The organism is Streptomyces sp. KR80 (assembly GCF_052245555.1).
Classification (GTDB): Bacteria; Actinomycetota; Actinomycetes; order Streptomycetales; family Streptomycetaceae; genus Streptomyces.
Genome location: NZ_JBQQCD010000005.1, coordinates 41,241 through 61,184 on the forward strand (window position 1 = coordinate 41,241; position 19,944 = coordinate 61,184).

Consider the following 19,944-nt stretch of genomic DNA (forward strand, 5'->3'; position numbering starts at 1 on the left):
CCGGCCCGACGTGATAGGGCAGCAGCACGAAGCGAGCGGCGCGCACTTCGCTTTCACCGACCGGTGGGGCGGGGTGAGCGCCGCTCCGTACGAAGAGCTCAACCTTGGCGGTGCGGTCGGCGACGACCCCGGCGCCGTGCGGACCAACCGGGAACTCGCCGCGAAGTCGCTGGGACTCGATCCGGCCCAGGTCGTCTGGATGAACCAGGTGCACGGCCGGGACGTGGCCGTGGTCGACGGCCCGTGGAGGGCGGACCACATTCCGTCCGTGGACGCGGTGGTCACGACCCGGCGGGGTCTCGCCCTCGCCGTCCTCACCGCCGACTGCACGCCGGTCCTGCTGGCCGACCCGGCCGCGGGTGTCGCCGCCGCCGTGCATGCCGGACGTCCGGGGCTGGTCGCCGGAGTCGTACCGGCCGCCGTCGAAACGATGCTGGCGCTCGGCGCCGAGGCGTCGCGGATCACCGCCGTCACCGGACCCGCGGTCTGCGGCAGCTGTTACGAGGTGCCGGAGGAGATGCGGGCGGAGGTGGCGCGTGCGGTCCCGGAGGCGTGGTCGACCACGCGCTGGAACACCCCGGCGGTGGACGTCACTGCCGGAGTGCATGCCGAACTTGCCCGATGTGGAGTGCATATGTGCGAGAAGTCTCACATCTGCACCCGGGAATCGGCGGATCACTTTTCATACCGCCGCGACCGGTCGACCGGCCGCCTCGCCGGATACGTCTGGCTCGAGGCCCCGCGGGTCGGCGGGAGGCCGGACCGTGGCTGACCGCAGGGCTCAACTGGCGGAGAATCTGGCGGGCGTGGAGGAACGTATCTCCGACGCCTGCGCCGCCGCGGGCCGGAAGCGGGAGGAGGTGACCCTGATCGTGGTCACCAAGACCTATCCGGCCAGTGACAGCCGGCTGCTCGCCGAGCTCGGAGTGCGGCATGTCGCCGAGAACCGCGACCAGGACGCCGCACCCAAGGCCGCCGAGTGCGCCGGTCTCCCGCTCAGCTGGCACTTCGTCGGACAGCTCCAGACGAATAAGGCCCGATCTGTGGTGAGTTACGCGGATATAGTGCAGTCCGTCGATCGGTCCAGGCTCGTCGCGGCGCTCTCGTCCGCGGCCGTGCGCTCCGGCCGGGAGGTGGACTGTCTCATCCAAGTCGCGCTGGACGCCGAGACGGGAGAGGTCTCGGGCCGTGGCGGGGTGGCACCGGACGGGGTCCCGGCCCTCGCGGATGCGATCACCGGGGCCGAAGGGCTGCGGTTGCGCGGGCTGATGACCGTCGCACCGCTCGCCGGCCCGTACGCAGGGCGCCAACGGGCCGCATTCGAGCGTTTGATGGAAATCTCATCAAGCCTGCGCGCGGACCATCCTGCTGCGAACATGGTGTCGGCAGGGATGAGCTCGGACCTCGAGGACGCGGTGGCGGCGGGAGCGACACATGTGCGCGTCGGCACTGCGGTACTCGGAGTCAGACCCCGGCTCCGGTAACGTCGCGAAGCAAGTCGGACCACAGCAGAAAATATGGTCATTTCCGCCGAAAGGCGGGCAGGCCGAGTGGATTCAGGGCGACCGATGACGGAGCCGATCCACCACAGAGCGGAGGACGCAGAGAATGGCCGGCGCGATGCGCAAGATGGCGGTCTACCTCGGCCTCGTGGAGGACGATGGGTACGACGGCCGGGGCTTCGACCCCGACGACGAGTTCGAGCCGGAGCCCGAGCCCGAACGGGCCCGGCGGCCGCACCAGTCACATCAGTCACACCAGTCGGATCGTGACCCAGTGGATGAACCGGTTCGAGTGGTTCAGTCCCCTATCTCGCGCGAGCCCGCCGCTCTGGGTGCTGAAAATGGGCGACCTGCCCGAATCGCCCCCGTGGCATCCATCACACCTGAACGTCAGAATCTGGAGAAGAACGCGCCGGTGATCATGCCCAAAGTCGTGTCCGAGCGGGAGCCGTACCGCATCACGACGCTGCACCCTCGGACCTACAACGAAGCCCGTACCATCGGGGAACACTTCCGTGAGGGCACTCCGGTGATCATGAATCTGACGGAGATGGACGACACGGACGCGAAGCGACTTGTCGACTTCGCCGCCGGTTTGGTCTTCGGTCTGCACGGAAGCATTGAACGAGTGACGCAGAAGGTGTTCCTCTTGTCTCCTGCTAACGTCGATGTAACGGCGGAGGACAAGGCCCGCATCGCAGAGGGCGGGTTCTTTAACCAAAGCTGAGACGCAACACTGGTCACACTGTGGCCGCCAGGCCTGACACGAGTAGGGGAGAGGCAACCGCGAGATGGACATCGCACGCCAGGTGATCTACATCGCGCTGTACTGCTTCCTGATCGTGCTCATCTTCCGGCTGATCATGGACTACGTCTTCCAGTTCGCCCGCTCGTGGCAACCCGGCAAGGCGATGGTGGTCCTCCTGGAGGGCACCTACACTGTCACTGATCCGCCGCTCAAGCTTCTGCGGCGGTTCATTCCGCCGCTGCGTCTCGGGGGCGTGGCGCTCGACCTGTCCTTCTTCGTATTGATGATCATCGTCTGGATCCTGATCACCGTCGTGAGGTCGGTGTGAACGATACGGTCTTGCCGATATGCCGACGACTACGTTGAGGTGAAGAGATGCCGTTGACCCCCGAGGACGTTCGGAACAAGCAGTTCACGACCGTCCGCCTCCGAGAAGGCTATGACGAGGACGAGGTCGATGCCTTCCTCGATGAGGTCGAAGCCGAACTGACCCGTCTGCTGCGGGAGAACGAGGACCTGCGCGCCAAGCTGGCCGCAGCGACCCGTGCCGCCGCGCAGAACCAGCAGCAGGGTATGCGCAAGCCGCCGGAGCAGCAGGACCGGCCCGGGCCTGTGCCCGCTGCCATATCCGGACCGCAGCCGGTGCCGCCCCAGCAGCAGATGGGCCCGCCCCAGCTGCCCGGTGGCGCACCCCAGCTGCCTGCCGGTCCCGGTGGTCACGGTCCGCACGGTCCCGGTCACATGGGGCAGGGCGGCCCCATGGGTGGTCCGATGGGCGGCCCGATGGGCCCCGGCGGACCTCAGATGCCGGGCCAGGGCCCGGGTGGCGACAGCGCCGCCCGCGTGCTCTCGCTCGCGCAGCAGACCGCCGACCAGGCGATCGCGGAGGCCCGCTCGGAGGCCAACAAGATCGTCGGGGAGGCCCGCAGCCGCGCCGAGGGCCTGGAGCGGGACGCCCGCTCCAAGGCCGATGCGCTGGAGCGGGACGCTCAAGAGAAGCACCGCGTCGCGATGGGCTCGCTCGAGTCCGCCCGCGCCACGCTGGAGCGCAAGGTCGAGGACCTGCGCGGCTTCGAGCGCGAGTACCGGACGCGTCTGAAGTCGTACCTGGAGAGTCAGCTGCGCCAGCTGGAGAACCAGGCCGACGACTCGCTGGCCCCGTCGCGTACGCCGGCGGCCCCGTCCCTGCCGCCGTCCCCGTCTATGGCGGGCGCGGGAGCGGGTCCGATGGGCCACACGATGGGCGGCAACCAGACCATGGGCGGCCATGGGGGTCACGGTGGTCACGGCCCGGGTGGCGGTGGCCCGTCGTACGGCGGCCAGCAGCAGATGTCGCCCGCGATGACGCAGCCGATGGCGCCGGTGCGGCCGCAGGGTCCGCCGATGCAGCAGGCTCCGTCCCCGATGCGGGGCTTCCTGATCGACGAGGACGACAACTGACGGCCGCACGCGCCCTGCGCGCGTAGTCGTCGGCAGATCAAGGGCCGGTCCCCGGAACACGTTCCGGGGACCGGCCCTTGATCATGCCTCGGTCTTGCGGAGGCGGAAGGTGAGGGAGAGGCCCTCGTCGTCGAAGGGGTCGCCGTACGAGGCGTCCGCCTCACCGGATACGAAGTCCGTCGCCAGGACCTCGTCGGCGATCAGGGCGGCGTGGTCGGTGAGAGCCGTACGGACCTCCTCGTCCGTCGACTGCCAGCGCAGGGCGATCCGGTCGGCCACGTCCAGGCCGCTGTTCTTGCGGGCCTCCTGGATCAGCCGGATCGCATCGCGGGCCAGACCGGCGCGGCGCAGCTCCGGAGTGATCTCCAGGTCGAGGGCCACGGTCGCGCCCGCATCCGAGGCCACCGACCAGCCCTCGCGCGGGGTTTCGGTGATGATGACCTCCTCCGGGGAGAGGGAGACCGTCTCACCGCTCACCTCCACCGACGCCGTGCCCTCGCGAAGGGCCACCGACAAGGCAGCGGCATCCGCCTTGGCGATCGCCTTGGCGACCGGCTGAGTGCCCTTGCCGAAGCGCTTGCCCAGGGCGCGGAAGTTGGCCTTCGCCGTGGTGTCGACCAGGGAGCCGCCGACCTCGGAGAGGGACGCCAGCTCGCTGACGTTCAGCTCCTCGGCGATCTGACCGCGCAACTCCTCGTCCAGGGACTCAAATCCGGCCGCCGCGACCAGCGCGCGGGACAGCGGCTGGCGGGTCTTCACACCCGACTCGGCACGCGTCGCCCGCCCCAGTTCCACCAATCGCCGCACCAGCACCATCTGCGGGGAGAGCGCCGGGTCGATGAGCGCGGTGTCCGGCACCGGCCACGTGGCGAGATGGATCGACTCCGGGGCGTCCGGGGTGACCGGGACGACCAGGTCCTGCCACACCCGCTCCGTGATGAACGGCACAATCGGCGCCATCAGCCGCGTCACCGTCTCGATCGACTCGTGCAGGGTGCGGAGTGCGGCCGCGTCGCCCTGCCAGAAGCGGCGGCGCGAGCGGCGCACGTACCAATTGGACAGGTCGTCCACGAAGGACGACAGCAGCTTGCCGGCCCGCTGGGTGTCGTACCCCTCCATGGCCTGGGTGACCTGATCGGTCATCGCGTTCAGCTCGCTGAGCAGCCAGCGGTCGAGCAGCGGCCGCTCGGCCGGGGCCGGGTCGGACGCGCTCGGTGCCCAGCCGGACGTCCGGGCGTACAGGGCCTGGAAGGCCACGGTGTTCCAGTACGTCAGGAGCGTCTTGCGGACGACCTCCTGGATGGTGCCGTGTCCCACGCGCCGCGCCGACCAGGGCGAGCCGCCGGCGGCCATGAACCAGCGGACCGCGTCGGCGCCGTGCTGGTCCATGAGCGGGATCGGCTGGAGGATGTTGCCCAGGTGCTTGGACATCTTCCGGCCGTCCTCGGCCAGGATGTGCCCGAGGCAGACCACGTTCTCGTAGCTGGACTGGTCGAAGACCAGGGTGCCGACCGCCATCAGCGTGTAGAACCAGCCGCGGGTCTGGTCGATGGCCTCGCAGATGAACTGCGCCGGGTAGCGCTTCTCGAAGAGGTCCTTGTTGCGGTACGGGTAGCCCCACTGCGCGAAGGGCATCGAACCCGAGTCGTACCAGGCGTCGATGACCTCCGGCACGCGGGTCGCCTCCAGCGAGCAGCCCTCGGCGGTGCAGTCGAAGGTGATCTCGTCGATGAACGGGCGGTGCGGGTCGAGGCCCGTCTGATCGGTGCCGGTGAGGTCGGACAGCTCGGTGAGGGAGCCGACACAGGTGAGGTGGCCCTCCTCGCAGCGCCAGATCGGCAGCGGGGTGCCCCAGTAGCGGTTCCGGGACAGCGCCCAGTCGATGTTGTTGTTGAGCCAGTCGCCGTAGCGGCCGGTCTTGACCGCCTCCGGGTACCAGTTGGTGCGCTCGTTCTCGCGCAGCAGCGCGTCCTTGATCGCGGTGGTGCGGATGTACCAGGACGGCTGCGCGTAGTAGAGCAGCGCGGTGTGGCAGCGCCAGCAGTGCGGATAGCTGTGCTCGTACGGCACGTGCCGGAAGAGCAGGCCGCGCTTGCCGAGGTCCTTCACCAGCGCCTCGTCGGCCTTCTTGAAGAACTTCCCGCCGACGAGCGGCACGTCCTCCTCGAAGGTGCCGTCCGGGCGGACCGGGTTCACCACCGGGAGACCGTACGCGCGGCAGACCTTCAGGTCGTCCTCACCGAAGGCGGGGGACTGGTGGACCAGACCCGTACCGTCGTCGGTGGTCACATACTCTGCGGTGACGACGAAGTGGGCGCCCTCGATCTCGACGAGGGAGAAGGGGCGGTCGTACGTCCAGCGCTCCATCTCCGCGCCGCTGAAGGTCTGTCCGGTACGGGTCCAGTCCTCGCCGAGCGCCTTCTCCAGCAGCGGCTCGGCGACGACCAGCTTCTCCTCGCCGTTTGTCGCGACCACATACGTCACGTCGGGGTGGGCGGCGACCGCGGTATTGGAGACCAGCGTCCACGGGGTCGTCGTCCACACCAGGAGCGCGGCCTCGCCGGCCAGTGGGCCGGAGGTCAGCGGGAAGCGGACGAAGACGGACGGATCGACGACCGTCTCGTAGCCCTGCGCCAGCTCGTGGTCGGACAGGCCGGTGCCGCAGCGCGGGCACCAGGGGGCGACGCGGTGGTCCTGCACCAGCAGGCCCTTGGTGAAGATCTCCTTCAGGGACCACCACACCGATTCGATGTACTCCGGGTCCATGGTCCAGTAGGCGTCGTCCAGGTCGACCCAGTAGCCCATGCGCGTGGTCAGCTCGGCGAAGGCGTCGGTGTGCCGGGTCACCGACTCGCGGCACTTGGCGTTGAAGGCGGCGATGCCGTACGCCTCGATGTCCTGCTTGCCGGAGAAGCCGAGCTCCTTCTCCACGGCGAGCTCGACCGGCAGGCCGTGGCAGTCCCAGCCGGCCTTGCGGCCGACGTGGTAGCCCTGCATGGTCCTGAAGCGCGGGAACACGTCCTTGAAGACGCGCGCCTCGATGTGGTGGGCGCCCGGCATGCCGTTGGCGGTCGGCGGGCCCTCGTAGAAGACCCACTCGGGCCGCCCCTCGGACTGGGCGAGGCTGCGGGTGAAGACCTTGCTCTCGCGCCAGAAGTCGAGCACGGCGTGCTCGAGGGCGGGCAGGTCGACCTGGGCGGGCACCTGGCGGTACTGCGTCATCGGATCTTCCTCCGGCGGACACCTACGTTGTGAGACATGCAGTCCGTCGGAGGGACGAGAGCTCAAGCGCTCCCGCGGTACCACCCTCCTTGGCGATGAGTGACCTCACCGCCCCCTCATTGGGGTCGCGATGCCGGGTCTACTGGCTCACAGGAGCTTTCTTCCGGCGGCTCCGGGGTGATCTTCACGTCGCGCTCGCCTCCGGGCTCGCACCGTCCCCGGATCGCTCGGCCGTCCGGTGTCGGACGGTCCATGGCTGCGTACGGCGCTACTCATCCCCTTCCATGCCTTTCGCTGGGCCCAGTGTACGGGGCTTCGAGGGCCGGGGCCGACCGGTTTCGCGGTGCCCGGGGGACGGGACCGGGTTGCGGTAACGGCCGGCGACGTGGACATGACCCAAATGGCCGGTCCGGGCCCCGTCGGCGGATTACCGAGCGGGAGGCGGGGCACAACGCAGGCAGACCTGCCCTGCCACCGCGGCAGGACGGTCACGATGGCTCTGTGGAGCGATCCCCGGGGCCTCCGAGGGGTTCGCCCCGTTGCCGTGCGCTTCGTGTCGATTTATCGTCCCAGGCACGATGCGCGTGCAAGGTCACCATATGTGAAGGGGCCGCGGCCATGGTGGCGAAGAAGACCGCCGTGAAGAGGACGGCATCAGCCAGGTCCTCAGGCGCAGCGACCACGAAACCACCGGCGAAGGCCAAGACAGCGAAGAAGAAAACGTCGACGAAGGCGGTCGCGAAGACGGCCAAGGCGGCGAAGAAAGCACCTGCGAAGCGAGCACCGGCGAAGAAAGCACCGGCGAAGGCGCCGGCGAAGAAGAGCGTCGCCAAGAAGGCGGCGGTCCCCACGGCTCCGGCAAAGAAAGCCCAGGTCAAAAAGGTGTCGGCGAAGAAGGCTGTGGCCGAGAAGGCCACCCCCAAGAAGTCGGCCGCGCAGAAGGCGCCGGCCAAGAAGTCCGCTGCGAAGAAGGCTCCGCCCAAGAAGGCCCCGGCCGAGAAGCCGTCGGTGACGAAGGCCTCGGGGGCGAAGGCCCCCGCTCGCACGACCGCGGCCGCGAAGACCAAGGCAGCCCAGGCCCCGGCGAAGAAGGCTGCGGCGCCGAAGGCCGCACCCGCGAAGAAGGCGGCCAAGGCGGCACCGTCCGCTCCCGGCAGGGCCGCGCGGAAGACGCGAGCCGGCACTGTGGTGGCGAAGAAGACCCCGCGCGAGGCGCCCGCGGCTGAGCAGATCCCCGCCGCCGCCACCGTACCGACGGTCAGCGCCGGGGTCGCCGAGCCGGGTGAGCTCGCCGTACGCCCTGGTGAGGAGCCCTGGTCCGCTGAAGAGATCGGCGCCGCCCGGGCCGAGCTGCAGCAGGACGCCCTGCGGCTGCGTACCGAGATCGACTCCGCCGAAGTGGCGATCACCGGTCTGATGCGCGAGTCGGGTGACGGAGCGGGTGACGACCAGGCGGACACCGGCGCCAAGAACATCACCCGCGAGCACGAACTGGCGCTCGCCGCGAACGCCCGAGAGATGCTCGCGCAGACCGAGCGGGCGCTGGGGCGGATCGATGCCGGCACGTACGGGCTCTGTGAGTCCTGCAGCAGGCCGATCGGCAAGGCGCGGATGCAGGCCTTTCCGCGGGCCACGCTCTGCGTCGACTGCAAGCAGCGGCAGGAGCGCCACTTCTGACGGAGTGGGCTCCGGCCCCCCTCCTGCCCGCACCCGTGTGCCGTACGCTCGTCCTCAGTTCAGTCAGGCGGGCCCGGCCCGCGGACAGATGCTGAGGGACTCACGTGGCAGAGGCGGAGCGGACCATCGGTACTCCAGGTTTCGATCAGGCGCAGGCGGAGCCGGGGCCGGAGCAGGCCGAGGAGCCCGCGGCCCAGGGCAAGCGACGGATCGCGGTGCTGATCGCCGTCGCCGCGTTCGCCTATGCCCTGGACCTGATCAGCAAGATGATCGTCGTGGCGCGGCTCGAGCATCAGGCTCCGGTCGAGATCCTCGGTGAGTGGCTGAGATTCGAGGCGGTGCGGAACGCGGGCGCCGCGTTCGGTATCGGGGAGGCGCTGACCATCGTCTTCACGTTCATCGCGGCGACGGTGATCGTGGTGATCGCGAGGATCGCCCGCAAGCTCTACAGCGTGCCCTGGGCCATCGCCCTCGGCCTGCTGCTCGGCGGAGCGTTCGGCAACCTCACCGACCGGATCTTCCGCTCGCCCGGTCTCTTCCAGGGCGCGGTGGTCGACTTCATCGCCCCGAAGGGCTTCGCGGTCTTCAATCTGGCCGACTCGGCGATCGTCTGCGGCGGGATCCTGATCGTGATCCTGTCTTTCCGCGGCCTAGACCCGGACGGCACGGTGCACAAGGACTGACGGCCGGGGGCGGGCCGCGTGCTGCGGAGCCGAAGGAACGGGCCGGGGTGGAAAGAGGACTGACGTACGAGTCTGCGTCCGCGGTCCGGCATACTCAACGGGTGAGCACGATTCCCGAGATCCGCACCTTGCCCGTACCCGACGGCCTGGAGGGCGAGCGCGTCGACGCCGCGATCGCCCGGATGTTCGGCTTCTCCCGGACCAAGGCCGCCGAGCTGGCCACGGCCGGGAAGGTCCAGGTCGACGGCAGTGTCGCGGGCAAGTCCGACCGGGTGACCGGCGGCGCCTGGCTCGAGGTGGAGATGCCGCAGGCCGCGCCGCCCGTGCAGGTCGTCGCCGAGCCCGTCGAGGGCATGGAGATCGTGCACGACGACGACGACATCGTCGTGATCATGAAGCCGGTGGGCGTCGCCGCCCACCCGAGCCCCGGCTGGTCCGGCACGACAGTCATCGGCGGTCTCGCCGCGGCCGGCTACCGCATCTCGACCTCGGGTGCCGCCGAGCGGCAGGGCATCGTGCACCGGCTCGACGTGGGCACCTCCGGCCTGATGGTGGTGGCGAAGTCCGAGCGCGCGTACAGCGTCCTCAAGCACCAGTTCCGCGAGCGCGTGGTCGACAAGCGCTACCACGCCCTCGTCCAGGGGCACCCCGACCCGCTGAGCGGCACCATCGAGGCCCCCATCGGCCGCCATCCCCAGCACGACTACAAGTGGGCCGTGACCGCCGACGGCAAGCCGAGCGTCACGCACTACGACCTCATCGAGGCGTTCCGCGCGGCCAGCCTGCTCGACATCAGGCTCGAGACCGGCCGTACCCATCAGATCCGGGTCCACATGGCCGCTCACCGCCACCCCTGTGTCGGCGACCTCACCTACGGCGCGGACCCCACGCTGGCCCGTCGGCTGAGGCTGACCCGGCAGTGGCTGCACGCGGTCCAGCTCGGCTTCGAGCACCCCGCGGACGGCAGCTGGGTGGAGTTCCGGAGCGCCTACCCGGACGATCTGCAGCGCGCGCTGGACATCGTGCGGGCAGAGAGCGCATGACCGCGGTCGATGCGGCGGCGCCGGACGGGATCCGCGTCGTGGACGGGGACGAGGGCGAGGAGCGCCTCGGGGGCTGCCGCGTCGTACGCCGTGACGTCTTCGTCGTCGAGCAGGGCGTGCCGGAGCAGCTGGAGATGGACGCCTACGACGCGCACGCCGTCCACCTCCTCGCCGAGGGCCCAGACGGCCCGCTGGGCACCGTCCGCTTCCTGTACGGCTCGGTGGCGAGCCGGAAGTACCGTGCGCAGGGCGTCGACGGCGCCACCACCGCCGTGCTCGGGCGGCTCGCGGTCCGGGGCTCCGCACGCGGCACGGGGCTCGGAGCGGCGCTCGTACGGGCCGTGGAGGCGGAGGCGCGGCGGCGCGGACTCTCCCAGGTCTACCTCGAGGCACAGACCCATGCGCTGGCCTTCTACGAGAAGCTCGGCTATGCCGCACACGGACCGGAGTTCGACGCGGGCGGCGGCATCCCCCACCGCGCCATGACGAAGCGGCTCTGACGCGCGCTGGGCGGCACCGGGCGAGTCCGCCGGGACCGTCGTACGATCGCTGCCGGGCAACCCGAGCGAGGAGATCGCGCATGTCACGCACAGTCGTCGTCAGCGGTGGCGGTACGGGGATCGGGCTCGCCACGGCGCGGAGGTTCGTGCGCGACGGCGACCAGGTGGTGTTGATCGGGCGGCGCGCCGACGTTCTCGACAAGGCGGTCGCCGAGATGGCGGGCGCGGTCGCCTGCCCCGCCGATCTGACCGACCCGCAGCAGGTGCGCCGTGCCGCGCACTTCGTGTGCGAGGAGTTCGGCGCGGTCGATGTGCTGGTCAACAACGCGGGTGGCAACGGCCGCTTGGAGCCCCCGGTGGCGGCCGAATTCCCGCTGGCCTCCGTGGCCCACGACTGGACGCTCAACTTCCGGCTCAATGTGCTCACCGCGGTGCTGCTCACCGAGGCGCTGCGCGACCATCTGGCCTCGCCCGGGGGCCGGGTGCTCTTCCTCAGCTCCATCGCCGCCCTCCGGGGCTCGGGGCCCCACGCGTACGCCTCGGCCAAGGCGGCCTTGCACCCGTACGCCTTCGCCCTCGCGCGGGACCTGGGGCACCGTGGTGTCACGGTGAACGTCGTCGCGCCGGGCTACACCGAGGAAACCGAGATCTTCGGCGGCGCCCTGCCCGACGAGCGGCGGGAGGCGCTGGTCGCGGAGACCCTGAACGGCAGGCCCGGCCACCCCGGCGATGTCGCCGAGACCGTGCACTGGCTCTCCTCGCCGGCTGCCGACCACATCACCGCGCAGGTGATTCAGGTCAACGGCGGGGCGGAACGCGGCCGTTAGCGGATCCTGCGTCGGCCTGCCCGTCCGCGGCCGCTCCGGCCGCCGCCTGGTCCTGGTCCTGGCCCTCGTCCTGGCCTTGGTCCTGTCCCTGGTCCTGTGGCGACGCCGGTACGGGCGCATATGCCGTGGCGATGCGCGGCAGGGCGTACGGGTGCTCGTCGCGCAGCCAGGCGATCATCCGCTCCCGTACCTCGCACCGCACCGTCCACACCGCGTCTGCGTCCCGCGCCGTGACCAGCGCCCGGACTTCGATCGTGGTCGGCGTCGTGTCGGTGACCGCGAGCCCCCAGTCCCGGCCGTCCCACGCCTCGCACTCCCCGACGATCTCCCGCAGCTTCTCGCGCATCACCGCCACCGGCGCCGCGTGATCGAGCTGGAAGAAGACCGTGCCGGTCATCTGCGGACCACCGCGTGACCAGTTCTCGAAGGGCTTGCTGGTGAAGTACGACACCGGCATGGTGATCCGGCGCTCGTCCCAGGTCCGTACGGTCAGATAGGTGAGCGTGATCTCGTCGACGGTGCCCCACTCGCCGTCCACCACGACCGTGTCGCCGATCCGGACCATGTCGCCGAAGGCGATCTGCAGTCCGGCGAAGAGATTGCCCAGGGTGGATTGCGCGGCGATACCGGCGACGATGCCGAGAAGTCCTGCGGAGGCGAGCACCGAGGTGCCGACCGTGCGCATCGCCGGGAAGGTCAGCAGCATCGCAGCAGCCGCCACGACGCCCACGATCGTGGTCACCACCCGCTGGATCAGGGTCACTTGGGTCCGCACCCGGCGCACCCGAGCGGGATCGCGCGTCGCCGTCGCGTAGCGGGAGTACGAGGACTCCACGACCACCGCCGCGATCCGTACGACCAGCCACGCCGTCGTCCCGATCAGCACCAGGGTCAGCACCTGCCCGATCGCCTTGGTGTGATCACGGGCCAGGTGTGCCTGGTCGTAACTGCCGCGCAGCAGCGCCGCGCACAGCACGAGCTGGAAGGGGAGGCGGCAGCGGCGGAGCAGGCCCCACAGCGGCGTCTCGGGGTGCCGGGCGTCGGCCCGGCGCAGCGCCCGGTCGGCGGCCCAGCCGGCGACGAGGGTCACCACGACCGAGCCGCCGATCACGATCAGCGGGCGCAGTACGTCCTCCATGGACACCTCAGCTCCTCTCTGTGCCGGTGGATGTGCGCGTACCCACGACCGTAGCTGGCACGATGTGGAGGAGAGCGAAACACCGAGAGAAATGTGACACCGTGGCCCCGACCAGCACGATTGTCCTGTTCCACTCCGCCTACGGGCTGCGTCCGGCGGTGCGGGCCGCTGCGAGCCGGCTGCGGGCGGCCGGTCACGAGGTCCATGTCCCGGACCTCTACGACGGGCGGACGGCACAGACCGTCGAAGCCGGCATGGCGATCAAGGACGAGATCGGCAAGGACGAGTTGCTGCGCCGGGCCGTGGCCGCGGTCGCGCCGCTCTCGGACCGGGGGGTCGTGTATGCGGGCTTCTCCCTCGGTGGCTCGATCGCGCAGAACCTCGCGCTCGCGGACGAGAGGGCGCGCGGGCTGCTGCTCCTGCACGGCACGTCGGATGTCGCGGAGGGCGCGACGACCGACGAGCTGCCGGTGCAGTTGCACGTCGCCGACCCGGATCCGTTCGAGCCGCACGACTGGCTGAACGCCTGGTACCTGCAGATGCGGCGAGCGGGGGCGGACGTGGAGGTCTACCGCTACCCGGGCGCCGGGCATCTCTACACCGACCCGGAGCTGCCGGACTACGACGCGGAAGCCGCCGAGGACACCTGGTTGGTGGCGCTGGAATTCCTGAAGAGCCTGTGAGCTGCCGCGGCCACCATGGGACCGGCTGCAGGGCCCACCTAGGAGTGGTAGCAGTTGCCCGTCCTGGCCTTGCCGTCCTCGGCCGGGCGGCAGATGTAGTACCGGTCGTCGACGGAGTGGCTCAGATAGCGGCCCACGCACTGGTTGGCGGTGTCCCGGCCGCGCTTGGCGCAGAAGTCGAGGGCCTCGTGGCCGTTGGCGAACGGGCCGGTGGCGTAGATGACCCAGTAGCCGGGCTTCAGCGATGCGAAGCGGTCGCTGCGCATGATCTGGGCCTTCGGCACCTGGCGGCGCACATTCGCGAGCAGCTTGTTCCGCTCCGCCTGGTCCGTCCCCGACACGGGGACGGAGTAGAGCTGTGCCATCCAGGTGCCCGCGGGGGGCACGGGCGGGGGCGCGGGCGCGGAGGGCGTAGGCGTGGGCGCCTGGGGCGTCGTAGGGGGCGGGGACGGCCTCTCCGTCGGCTTCGGGCTCTTCGTCGAGCGTGTGGCGACCGTACTCGGGCTTGCGGTGGGGCTGGTGGCAGGGCTCGTGGTCCGGCTCGGCACCGGGCTCTTGGGGCCGCGGGCCTCCAGGTTCCCGTCGGACGGCTTCCCGGCGGCGTACACGCCGAGGGCGACCAGGGCGGTGGCCAGCACTGCGACCGCGGCGATCAGGGCTGCGCGGCTGCCCGTACGAGCCGAGGAAGGGACCGTGGTGGCCTGGGTCGGCAGGGTGTGGGGCTGCGCAGGGGCAGCCGGCTGACCGGCGTCCAGTTGGGTCGGTATCGGGGGCGGCGGCGGGATCAGCGGAGCGGGAATGCGGCCCGCTGCCGCGTCCGCGAGCATCGCGTCGAGCCGCTCCGCCGTGGGGCGGGCGGCCGGATCCCTGACCAGGAGAGTGGTGAGAACGGGCGTGAGGAGTCCTGACTTCAACGGCGGAGGCACGGGGTCGTCGAGGACGGCGGCGAGCGTCGCGAGGGTGCTCGCGCGCCGCAGCGGGCTCACGCCCTCCACGGACACGTACAGCAGCATGCCCAGCGACCAGAGGTCGGAGGCCGGGTCGTCATCGGTGCCGCGGATACGCTCGGGGGCCATGTACTCGGGCGAGCCGAGGAGGTTGCCGGTCTGGGTGAGGGTGGTCGAGCCGTGCAGGGCGGCGATCCCGAAGTCGGTGAGGACGGCCGTACCGTCGGCGCGCAGCAAGACGTTGGCGGGCTTGACGTCGCGGTGGTGGATGCCGACGGCGTGCGCGGCGCGCAGCGCGGCGAGGATGCCACGGCCGATCCGGGCCGCCTCGGCGGGCGGCAGCGGGCCGCTCTCCAGCCGCTCGTCGAGGGAGGGGCCGGGCAGCAGCTCCATCACGATCCAGGGGAGCGGGTCTTCGTCGACGATGTGATGGACCGTCACCACGTTGGGGTGGCTGAGGCGGGCCAGCGCCCGGGCCTCGCGCAGGACGCGTTCGTGGAGCACGCGCGCGGCTTCGGGGTCGGCGGCGGCCATGGCCGGGTCGAGGGGGCGGACCTCCTTGAGCGCGACCTCCCGTTGCAGGGCGAGGTCACGGGCCCGCCACACCGTGCCCATGCCGCCGCTGCCGAGCCGCTCCAGTAACTCGAAGCGGCCGTCAATGATTTCGCCCGCAGTCCCGCTCAACGCCCGGTCCCCCTCTGGCTGATGACGCCTGCCGTACACGCTGCGCGCAGCAGGGTATCCAGAGGGGGAGGGGGCATTCGAATCGCGCGACTGTCCGCTAGCGGACGGGCGCGTCCGCCCGCTCGATCTTCTGGCTGCCGGACCGGGTCCGGTACGAGCGCGTCCACTGCGTGGAGGCGTTCCGGTCCGTCTTGTCGGAGATCACGTAGTAGTCCATCTGCGTGCGCTCGGCCGTGACGTCCAGGACTCCGTAGCCGTGGGAGTCCATGTCCAGCCACTTCACATGGCGGTTGGCCGCCTTGATGGCGCCTACCCCGACCAGCGAGACCGTCTGCGGCGCCACGTGGAGGAAGTCGTCGACGTTGTCGGACGTCACCGACGTCACCACGAACTCGGTCGCCGCGGAGCCCGAGAACGGGTACGTGGCGGCCTTCACTGGCACGTCGTTGGCCCACGCCATATGGATGTCGCCGGTGAGGAAGACCGTGTTCGAGATCCCCTGGTCCTTGAGATGAGCGAGGAGTTCACGCCGGTCGTCGGTGTAGCCGTCCCACTGGTCGACGTTGATGGCCAGCCCTTCCTTGGGCAGTCCGAGCAACTCCGCCAGCGGGGCCAGCAGATGCGCCGGCAGGGAGCCGAAGGCCACGGGCGAGATCATCACCGAGGTCCCGACCAGCTTCCAGGACGCGTCGGAGGAGGCCAGCCCGGCCTTCAGCCAGTCCAGTTGGGCGCGCCCGGCGACCGTACGGTCAGGGTCGTCGACGTCACCGTTGCCGACGGTCGACTGCTGTGAGCGGAAGGAGCGCAGATCGAGCAGGTGCAGATCGGCGAGCTTGCCGAAGCGCAGCCGGCGGTACGTGGTGCCGGCGGTCGAGGTGCGGACCGGCATCCACTCGAAGTACGCCTGCTTGGCCGCCGCCACGCGCTCGGCCCACGCACCCTCGGCACCTGGGGTGTGGTTCTCCGCTCCGCCCGACCAGGCGTCATTGGCGAACTCGTGGTCGTCCCAGATCGCGACGACCGGGTGCGCGGCGTGCAGCGCCTGGAGGTCGGCGTCGGTCTTGTAGTTGCCGTGCCGGGCCCGGTAGTCGGCCAGTGTGGTGATCTCGTGCTTCGGCGTGTGCGGGCGCACGACGTACTTCGGCTCCGGGAAGTCGCCGGAGGCGTACTCGTAGATGTAGTCGCCGAGGTGGAGCACCGCGTCGAGGTCGGTGCGCGCGGCGAGGTGGCGGTACGCGGAGAACCAGCCGGACTCCCAGTTGGCGCAGGACACCACACCGAATCGCACGGCGTGCCCGGTGGCGTCGTGCGCCCGGGTGGTGCGGGTATGCCCCACGGCCGATGTCACGCCGTCGACGGTGAAGCGGAAGAAGTAGTCGGTCGCCGGGCGCAGGCCGCGGACATCGACCTTCACGGTGTGGTCGGAGGAGGCGCGGGCGGTGGTGGTGCCGCGCGCGACGACCGTCCCGAAGGACTTGTCCTCGGACATCTGCCAACCGACGGTGACATCGGGGCCCTTGCCCGAGCCGGGTACCGCATCCGGGGTGGGCGTCACCCGGGTCCACAGGAGCACGCCGTCGGGCAGCGGATCGCCGGAGGCGACACCGTGCAGGAACGCGGGCTGCTCCGACTCGGCAGCCGCCACGATGCTGGGCGCGGCGGCGATCGGGAGGAGGGCTGCGGAGGCGGCTGCGGCCTTGACGACCTTGCGGCGTGTTGGGTTGTTCGGCAGGAGATCGGTCACGGCCGATCAGATTACTGTCAGGTAAGGGCAACGGGCGGGCGAACCCGTAATGTTCGCCCGCCCGTTGGGTAGCGGTTACTGCTTCTGCTGGGAGAGCACCTGCTCCACCGCGGGCTGGAACTGGTCGGGAAGCATCGCGGCCACCTTGCCCCCCTGCGGGCTGTCGACCTCCAGCTTCACGCCGTTCAGCTTGAGCGTGGGGGTCCCGGAGACGTCCTTGACCTTCTGGAAGGCGGCCGCCATCTGGAGCGCCCATCGGTCGTACGTGCCGCTCTTCACGGCCTCCTCGAAGGACTTGTTGCCCTTGAGGTCCTTGACCTGCTGGGCGATCTCGATGAGCTTCGCGTCGTCGGCGAAGCCATCCGTGGTCTCTTCCGGGTGGTTCTTCTTGGAGTAGAGGGTCTTCTTGTACTCGAGGAACGCCTCGGGGCTGACGTTCAGGGCCGCGCCCAGCGCGCTCAGCGCGTTCTTGGAACCGGCGCCCTTCTCCTGCAGGGAGTCGTCCAGGAAGGCACCCATGGTGAACTTCAGCTTGTACTTGGCGTCTCTCATGTCCTTGAGGACGATCTCGCCGGTGGCCTGCTCGAACATGGCGCAGACCGGGCAGCGCATGTCCTCGAAGATCTCGAGGGTGTTCTTGGACTTCTGGTCGCCGATGACGACCGTGGTCCCCTTGGGACCGGTGGTGTTCGCGGGAGCCGCGTACTTCTTCTCCTTGGCGGCTTCCTTCCAGTCGTCGCTGGCGTTGCCGCCCATGTTGGCGATGGCCACGCCGATGCCTCCGGCTATCGCCAGAACGGCGACGATCGAGCCGCCGACGAGCAGTTGGCGGCGGATCTTGTCCCGCTTGGCCTGGCGCTCCCGCTCCGCACGGAGGCGCTCCCGGGCGGCTGCCTTGTTGGCCTGGCTGTTGCGCTTGCTCATGGTGTGTTCCTGCTCCGTAAGTCGTTGAGGTCGATGAAAGGGGGACTGCTGTGCCGGGAGGGCTTCAGAGAGCCACCGGGCACGGCGGTCCACGCCGACCGACGGAGTGAGCGAGCTTCGGGCAGGGGCGGTCCGCGCGGGGCCGGCCGGCCGGGCGGGGTGCACGGTGCGGCGGGCGCGCCGCCGCCGTGACCGCGGCCACTGCGATCAGCAGGGGCCGGAAGGCGAAGCCGGCGACCGAGCGCAGTAGCCGGGCGAGCGCCGCCTCGCCGCGCCGGAGCCAGACTGCGGCGGCGAGGCCGACCGCCACATGGGCGGCCAGCAGCAGCCACGGGGTGGCCGGGTCGGACGCGACCTCCGGGAGGGGCGCGACGGTGTCCCGGCTCGCCATACGGGCGAGCGGGGTGCCGAGATCGCCGCCGCGGCAGAGCAGGTCCACGCCGACCGAGCGGAGGGGACCTGTCACCGGGCCGCCCGCCTGGCCGTAGCAGGCGTGCTGGCCGGTGGTGAAGACCGTGTCCGCGGCCAGCTCCAGCGGTACGAGGAGAGCCGCGATGGCCCCGTATCCGCGCTCCCGGCCCGCGAGGGTGTAGGCGATCACAAAGACGCCGGCGGTCAGGCCTGCGACGGTGGTGGCCGGCAACGGGGCGCCCGACAGCAGGACATGCGCGGCAGCGGACAGCGTCACGCACAGCGCCGTGAACAGCGCCGCGCGCAGCGTCCGCAGAGGTGCCCCGGATATGTCCATCGCCGGAAAGTGTGCCATGACCGCAGGTAAGAGGCGCCTAAAAGGTCACATCCGGTCCCTGAAGCCCGGGGATCCGCCCGTTGCGGAAGAGATCGACGAATATCTGGTGGTCGGCCCTCGCCCGGGCCCCATAGGAGTGCGCGAAGTCCACCAGGAGGTCCGCGAAGCCGCCCTCGTCGGCTGCGATGGCCGCGTCGATGGCCCGCTCGGTGGAGTAGGGGACGAGCGAGTGACCGCTCTCGTCGTCGGCCGCAGCGTGCATGGTCGCCGTGGCTCGCCCCAGGTCGGCGACGACGGCCGCGATCTCGGCCGGGTCGTCGAGGTCCAACCAGTCGAGGTCCACGGCGTACGGCGACACCTCCGCGACCAGCTGGCCGGAGCCGTCCAGCTCGGTCCAGCCCAGCCACGGGTCGGCATGGTCCTGGAGCGCCCGCTGCGAGATGACCGTGCGGTGCCCCTCGTGCTGGAAGTAGGAGCGGACCTGTTCGTCGGTGATGTGCCGGGAGACGGCCGGGGTCTGCGCCTGCTTCATGTAGATCACGACGTCGTTCTCCAGGGCATCGCTGTTGCCCTCGAGCAGGATGTTGTACGAGGGCAGGCCTGCGCTGCCGATCCCGATGCCGCGCCGGCCGACCACGTCCTTGACGCGGTAGGAGTCGGGGCGGGCGAGGCTCGCCTCGGGCAGCGTCTCCAGATAGCCGTCGAAGGCCGCGAGGACCTTGTAGCGGGTCGCGGCGTCCAGCTCGATCGCCCCGCCGCCGGGCGCGAAGCGGCGCTCGAAGTCGCGGATCTCGGTCATCGAGTCGAGCAGCCCGAAGCGGGTGAGGGAGCGGGCGTCGCGCAGCGCCTCCAGCAGCGGCCCCTCGGCGGTGTCGAGCGTGAAGGGAGGCACCTCGTCGTCCTTGGCGCCCGCGGCCAGCGCGTGGATGCGCTCGCGGTAGGCGGCGGCGTAGGTGCGGACCAGCTCGGTTATCTTCTCGTCGCTGAGCGCCTTGGTGTAGCCGATCAGGGCGACGGAGGCGGCGAAGCGCTTCAGGTCCCAGGTGAACGGGCCCACGTACGCCTCGTCGAAATCGTTGACGTTGAAGATCAGCCGGCCGTTGGAGTCCATGTACGTGCCGAAGTTCTCGGCGTGCAGGTCGCCGTGGATCCACACCCGGGACGTACGGTCGTCCAGATACGGCCCGCTGTCCCGCTCCTCCAGGTCGCCATAGAACAGGCACGCCGTGCCCCGGTAGAAGGCGAACGCCGAGGCGGCCATCTTCCGGAACTTGACCCGGAAAGCGGCCGGATCGGCGGCCAGCAGCTGGCCGAAGGCGGTGTCGAAGACGGCGAGAATCTGCTCGCCGCGCTGCTCGGCCTGGGGGGACAGGACCTGCTGGGACGACATCGCGGAGCGCCTCCTGGTGTCGGGGGCACCCCCAGCGGTAGTCC

Annotated in this window: 19 protein-coding genes; 11 read left to right on the top strand and 8 right to left on the bottom strand. The window is 70.3% G+C overall.

The window, feature by feature from the left end:
- The first annotated feature begins 10 nt into the window (after window positions 1-10).
- From pgeF to ACTWQI_RS09805, 5 genes are all read left to right on the top strand, one after another.
- Window positions 11-772, top strand: coding sequence for a peptidoglycan editing factor PgeF (gene pgeF / locus ACTWQI_RS09785; RefSeq protein WP_443269385.1), 762 nt, complete (start codon window positions 11-13; stop codon window positions 770-772).
- Window positions 765-1,484, top strand: a complete 720-nt coding sequence (locus tag ACTWQI_RS09790) for a YggS family pyridoxal phosphate-dependent enzyme (protein WP_443269386.1) — start codon at window positions 765-767, stop codon at window positions 1,482-1,484. Before pgeF ends, ACTWQI_RS09790 begins: the two co-directional genes overlap by 8 nt.
- A gap of 124 nt (window positions 1,485-1,608) precedes the next feature.
- Window positions 1,609-2,229 (top strand): cell division protein SepF, encoded by a 621-nt coding sequence (locus ACTWQI_RS09795; RefSeq protein ID WP_443269387.1) that lies wholly within the window; start codon window positions 1,609-1,611, stop codon window positions 2,227-2,229.
- Window positions 2,230-2,293: 64 nt separating this feature from the next.
- Window positions 2,294-2,578, top strand: coding sequence for a YggT family protein (locus tag ACTWQI_RS09800; RefSeq protein WP_443269388.1), 285 nt, complete (start codon window positions 2,294-2,296; stop codon window positions 2,576-2,578).
- A 47-nt stretch (window positions 2,579-2,625) separates the two neighbouring features.
- Window positions 2,626-3,690: a DivIVA domain-containing protein gene (locus ACTWQI_RS09805; protein ID WP_443269389.1), complete on the top strand. Its 1,065-nt coding sequence runs from the start codon at window positions 2,626-2,628 to the stop codon at window positions 3,688-3,690.
- 81 nt (window positions 3,691-3,771) lie between these two features.
- On the opposite strand, the gene ileS is transcribed toward ACTWQI_RS09805, so the two are convergent.
- On the bottom strand, window positions 3,772-6,912 hold the full coding sequence (ileS, locus tag ACTWQI_RS09810; RefSeq protein WP_443269390.1) for an isoleucine--tRNA ligase: 3,141 nt from the start codon (window positions 6,910-6,912) through the stop codon (window positions 3,772-3,774).
- Window positions 6,913-7,400: 488 nt separating this feature from the next.
- Window positions 7,401-7,829: a hypothetical protein gene (locus tag ACTWQI_RS09815; protein ID WP_443269391.1), complete on the bottom strand. Its 429-nt coding sequence runs from the start codon at window positions 7,827-7,829 to the stop codon at window positions 7,401-7,403.
- Between ACTWQI_RS09815 and ACTWQI_RS09820 the strand changes: the two genes are divergently transcribed.
- The 5 genes from ACTWQI_RS09820 to ACTWQI_RS09840 all read left to right on the top strand — a co-directional run bounded on the left by ACTWQI_RS09820 (window position 7,813) and on the right by ACTWQI_RS09840 (window position 11,642).
- Complete coding sequence (locus ACTWQI_RS09820; protein WP_443269392.1) at window positions 7,813-8,589, top strand: TraR/DksA family transcriptional regulator; 777 nt, start codon at window positions 7,813-7,815, stop codon at window positions 8,587-8,589. The two genes, ACTWQI_RS09815 and ACTWQI_RS09820, sit on opposite strands and share 17 nt — an antisense overlap.
- Before the next feature lie 104 nt (window positions 8,590-8,693).
- The gene (locus tag ACTWQI_RS09825; RefSeq protein WP_443269393.1) at window positions 8,694-9,272 is read left to right on the top strand and encodes a signal peptidase II; all 579 of its coding nucleotides are present in this window, start codon (window positions 8,694-8,696) and stop codon (window positions 9,270-9,272) included.
- Window positions 9,273-9,373: 101 nt separating this feature from the next.
- Window positions 9,374-10,315, top strand: coding sequence for an RluA family pseudouridine synthase (locus tag ACTWQI_RS09830; protein WP_443269394.1), 942 nt, complete (start codon window positions 9,374-9,376; stop codon window positions 10,313-10,315).
- A complete protein-coding gene (locus ACTWQI_RS09835) occupies window positions 10,312-10,815 on the top strand; it encodes a GNAT family N-acetyltransferase (RefSeq protein WP_443269395.1) in 504 nt (167 codons plus the stop codon). The genes ACTWQI_RS09830 and ACTWQI_RS09835 overlap by 4 nt, the downstream gene beginning before the upstream one ends.
- A gap of 80 nt (window positions 10,816-10,895) precedes the next feature.
- On the top strand, window positions 10,896-11,642 hold the full coding sequence (locus ACTWQI_RS09840) for an SDR family NAD(P)-dependent oxidoreductase (RefSeq protein ID WP_443269396.1): 747 nt from the start codon (window positions 10,896-10,898) through the stop codon (window positions 11,640-11,642).
- Here ACTWQI_RS09840 and ACTWQI_RS09845 read toward each other — a convergent pair.
- Window positions 11,614-12,780, bottom strand: coding sequence for a mechanosensitive ion channel family protein (locus ACTWQI_RS09845; RefSeq protein WP_443269630.1), 1,167 nt, complete (start codon window positions 12,778-12,780; stop codon window positions 11,614-11,616). The genes ACTWQI_RS09840 and ACTWQI_RS09845 overlap by 29 nt on opposite strands.
- Window positions 12,781-12,842: 62 nt before the next feature.
- Here ACTWQI_RS09845 and ACTWQI_RS09850 point away from each other — a divergent pair, with 62 nt between their 5' ends.
- Entirely contained in the window at window positions 12,843-13,463 is a 621-nt protein-coding gene (locus ACTWQI_RS09850) for a dienelactone hydrolase family protein (protein WP_443269397.1), read from the top strand.
- Between the two features lie 38 nt (window positions 13,464-13,501).
- On the opposite strand, the gene ACTWQI_RS09855 is transcribed toward ACTWQI_RS09850, so the two are convergent.
- The 5 genes from ACTWQI_RS09855 to ACTWQI_RS09875 all read right to left on the bottom strand — a co-directional run bounded on the left by ACTWQI_RS09855 (window position 13,502) and on the right by ACTWQI_RS09875 (window position 19,900).
- Entirely contained in the window at window positions 13,502-15,094 is a 1,593-nt protein-coding gene (locus ACTWQI_RS09855) for a serine/threonine-protein kinase (RefSeq protein WP_443269398.1), read from the bottom strand.
- Between the two features lie 97 nt (window positions 15,095-15,191).
- Window positions 15,192-16,838 (bottom strand): alkaline phosphatase D family protein, encoded by a 1,647-nt coding sequence (locus ACTWQI_RS09860; protein ID WP_443269399.1) that lies wholly within the window; start codon window positions 16,836-16,838, stop codon window positions 15,192-15,194.
- A gap of 75 nt (window positions 16,839-16,913) precedes the next feature.
- Window positions 16,914-17,762 carry a thioredoxin domain-containing protein gene (locus ACTWQI_RS09865; protein WP_443269400.1) on the bottom strand — a complete coding sequence of 283 codons (849 nt, stop codon included), beginning with the start codon at window positions 17,760-17,762 and terminating at the stop codon, window positions 16,914-16,916.
- Between the two features lie 64 nt (window positions 17,763-17,826).
- Entirely contained in the window at window positions 17,827-18,510 is a 684-nt protein-coding gene (locus ACTWQI_RS09870; RefSeq protein WP_443269631.1) for a hypothetical protein, read from the bottom strand.
- A gap of 37 nt (window positions 18,511-18,547) precedes the next feature.
- Window positions 18,548-19,900: a DUF2252 domain-containing protein gene (locus ACTWQI_RS09875; protein ID WP_443269401.1), complete on the bottom strand. Its 1,353-nt coding sequence runs from the start codon at window positions 19,898-19,900 to the stop codon at window positions 18,548-18,550.
- Window positions 19,901-19,944 lie beyond the last annotated feature (44 nt).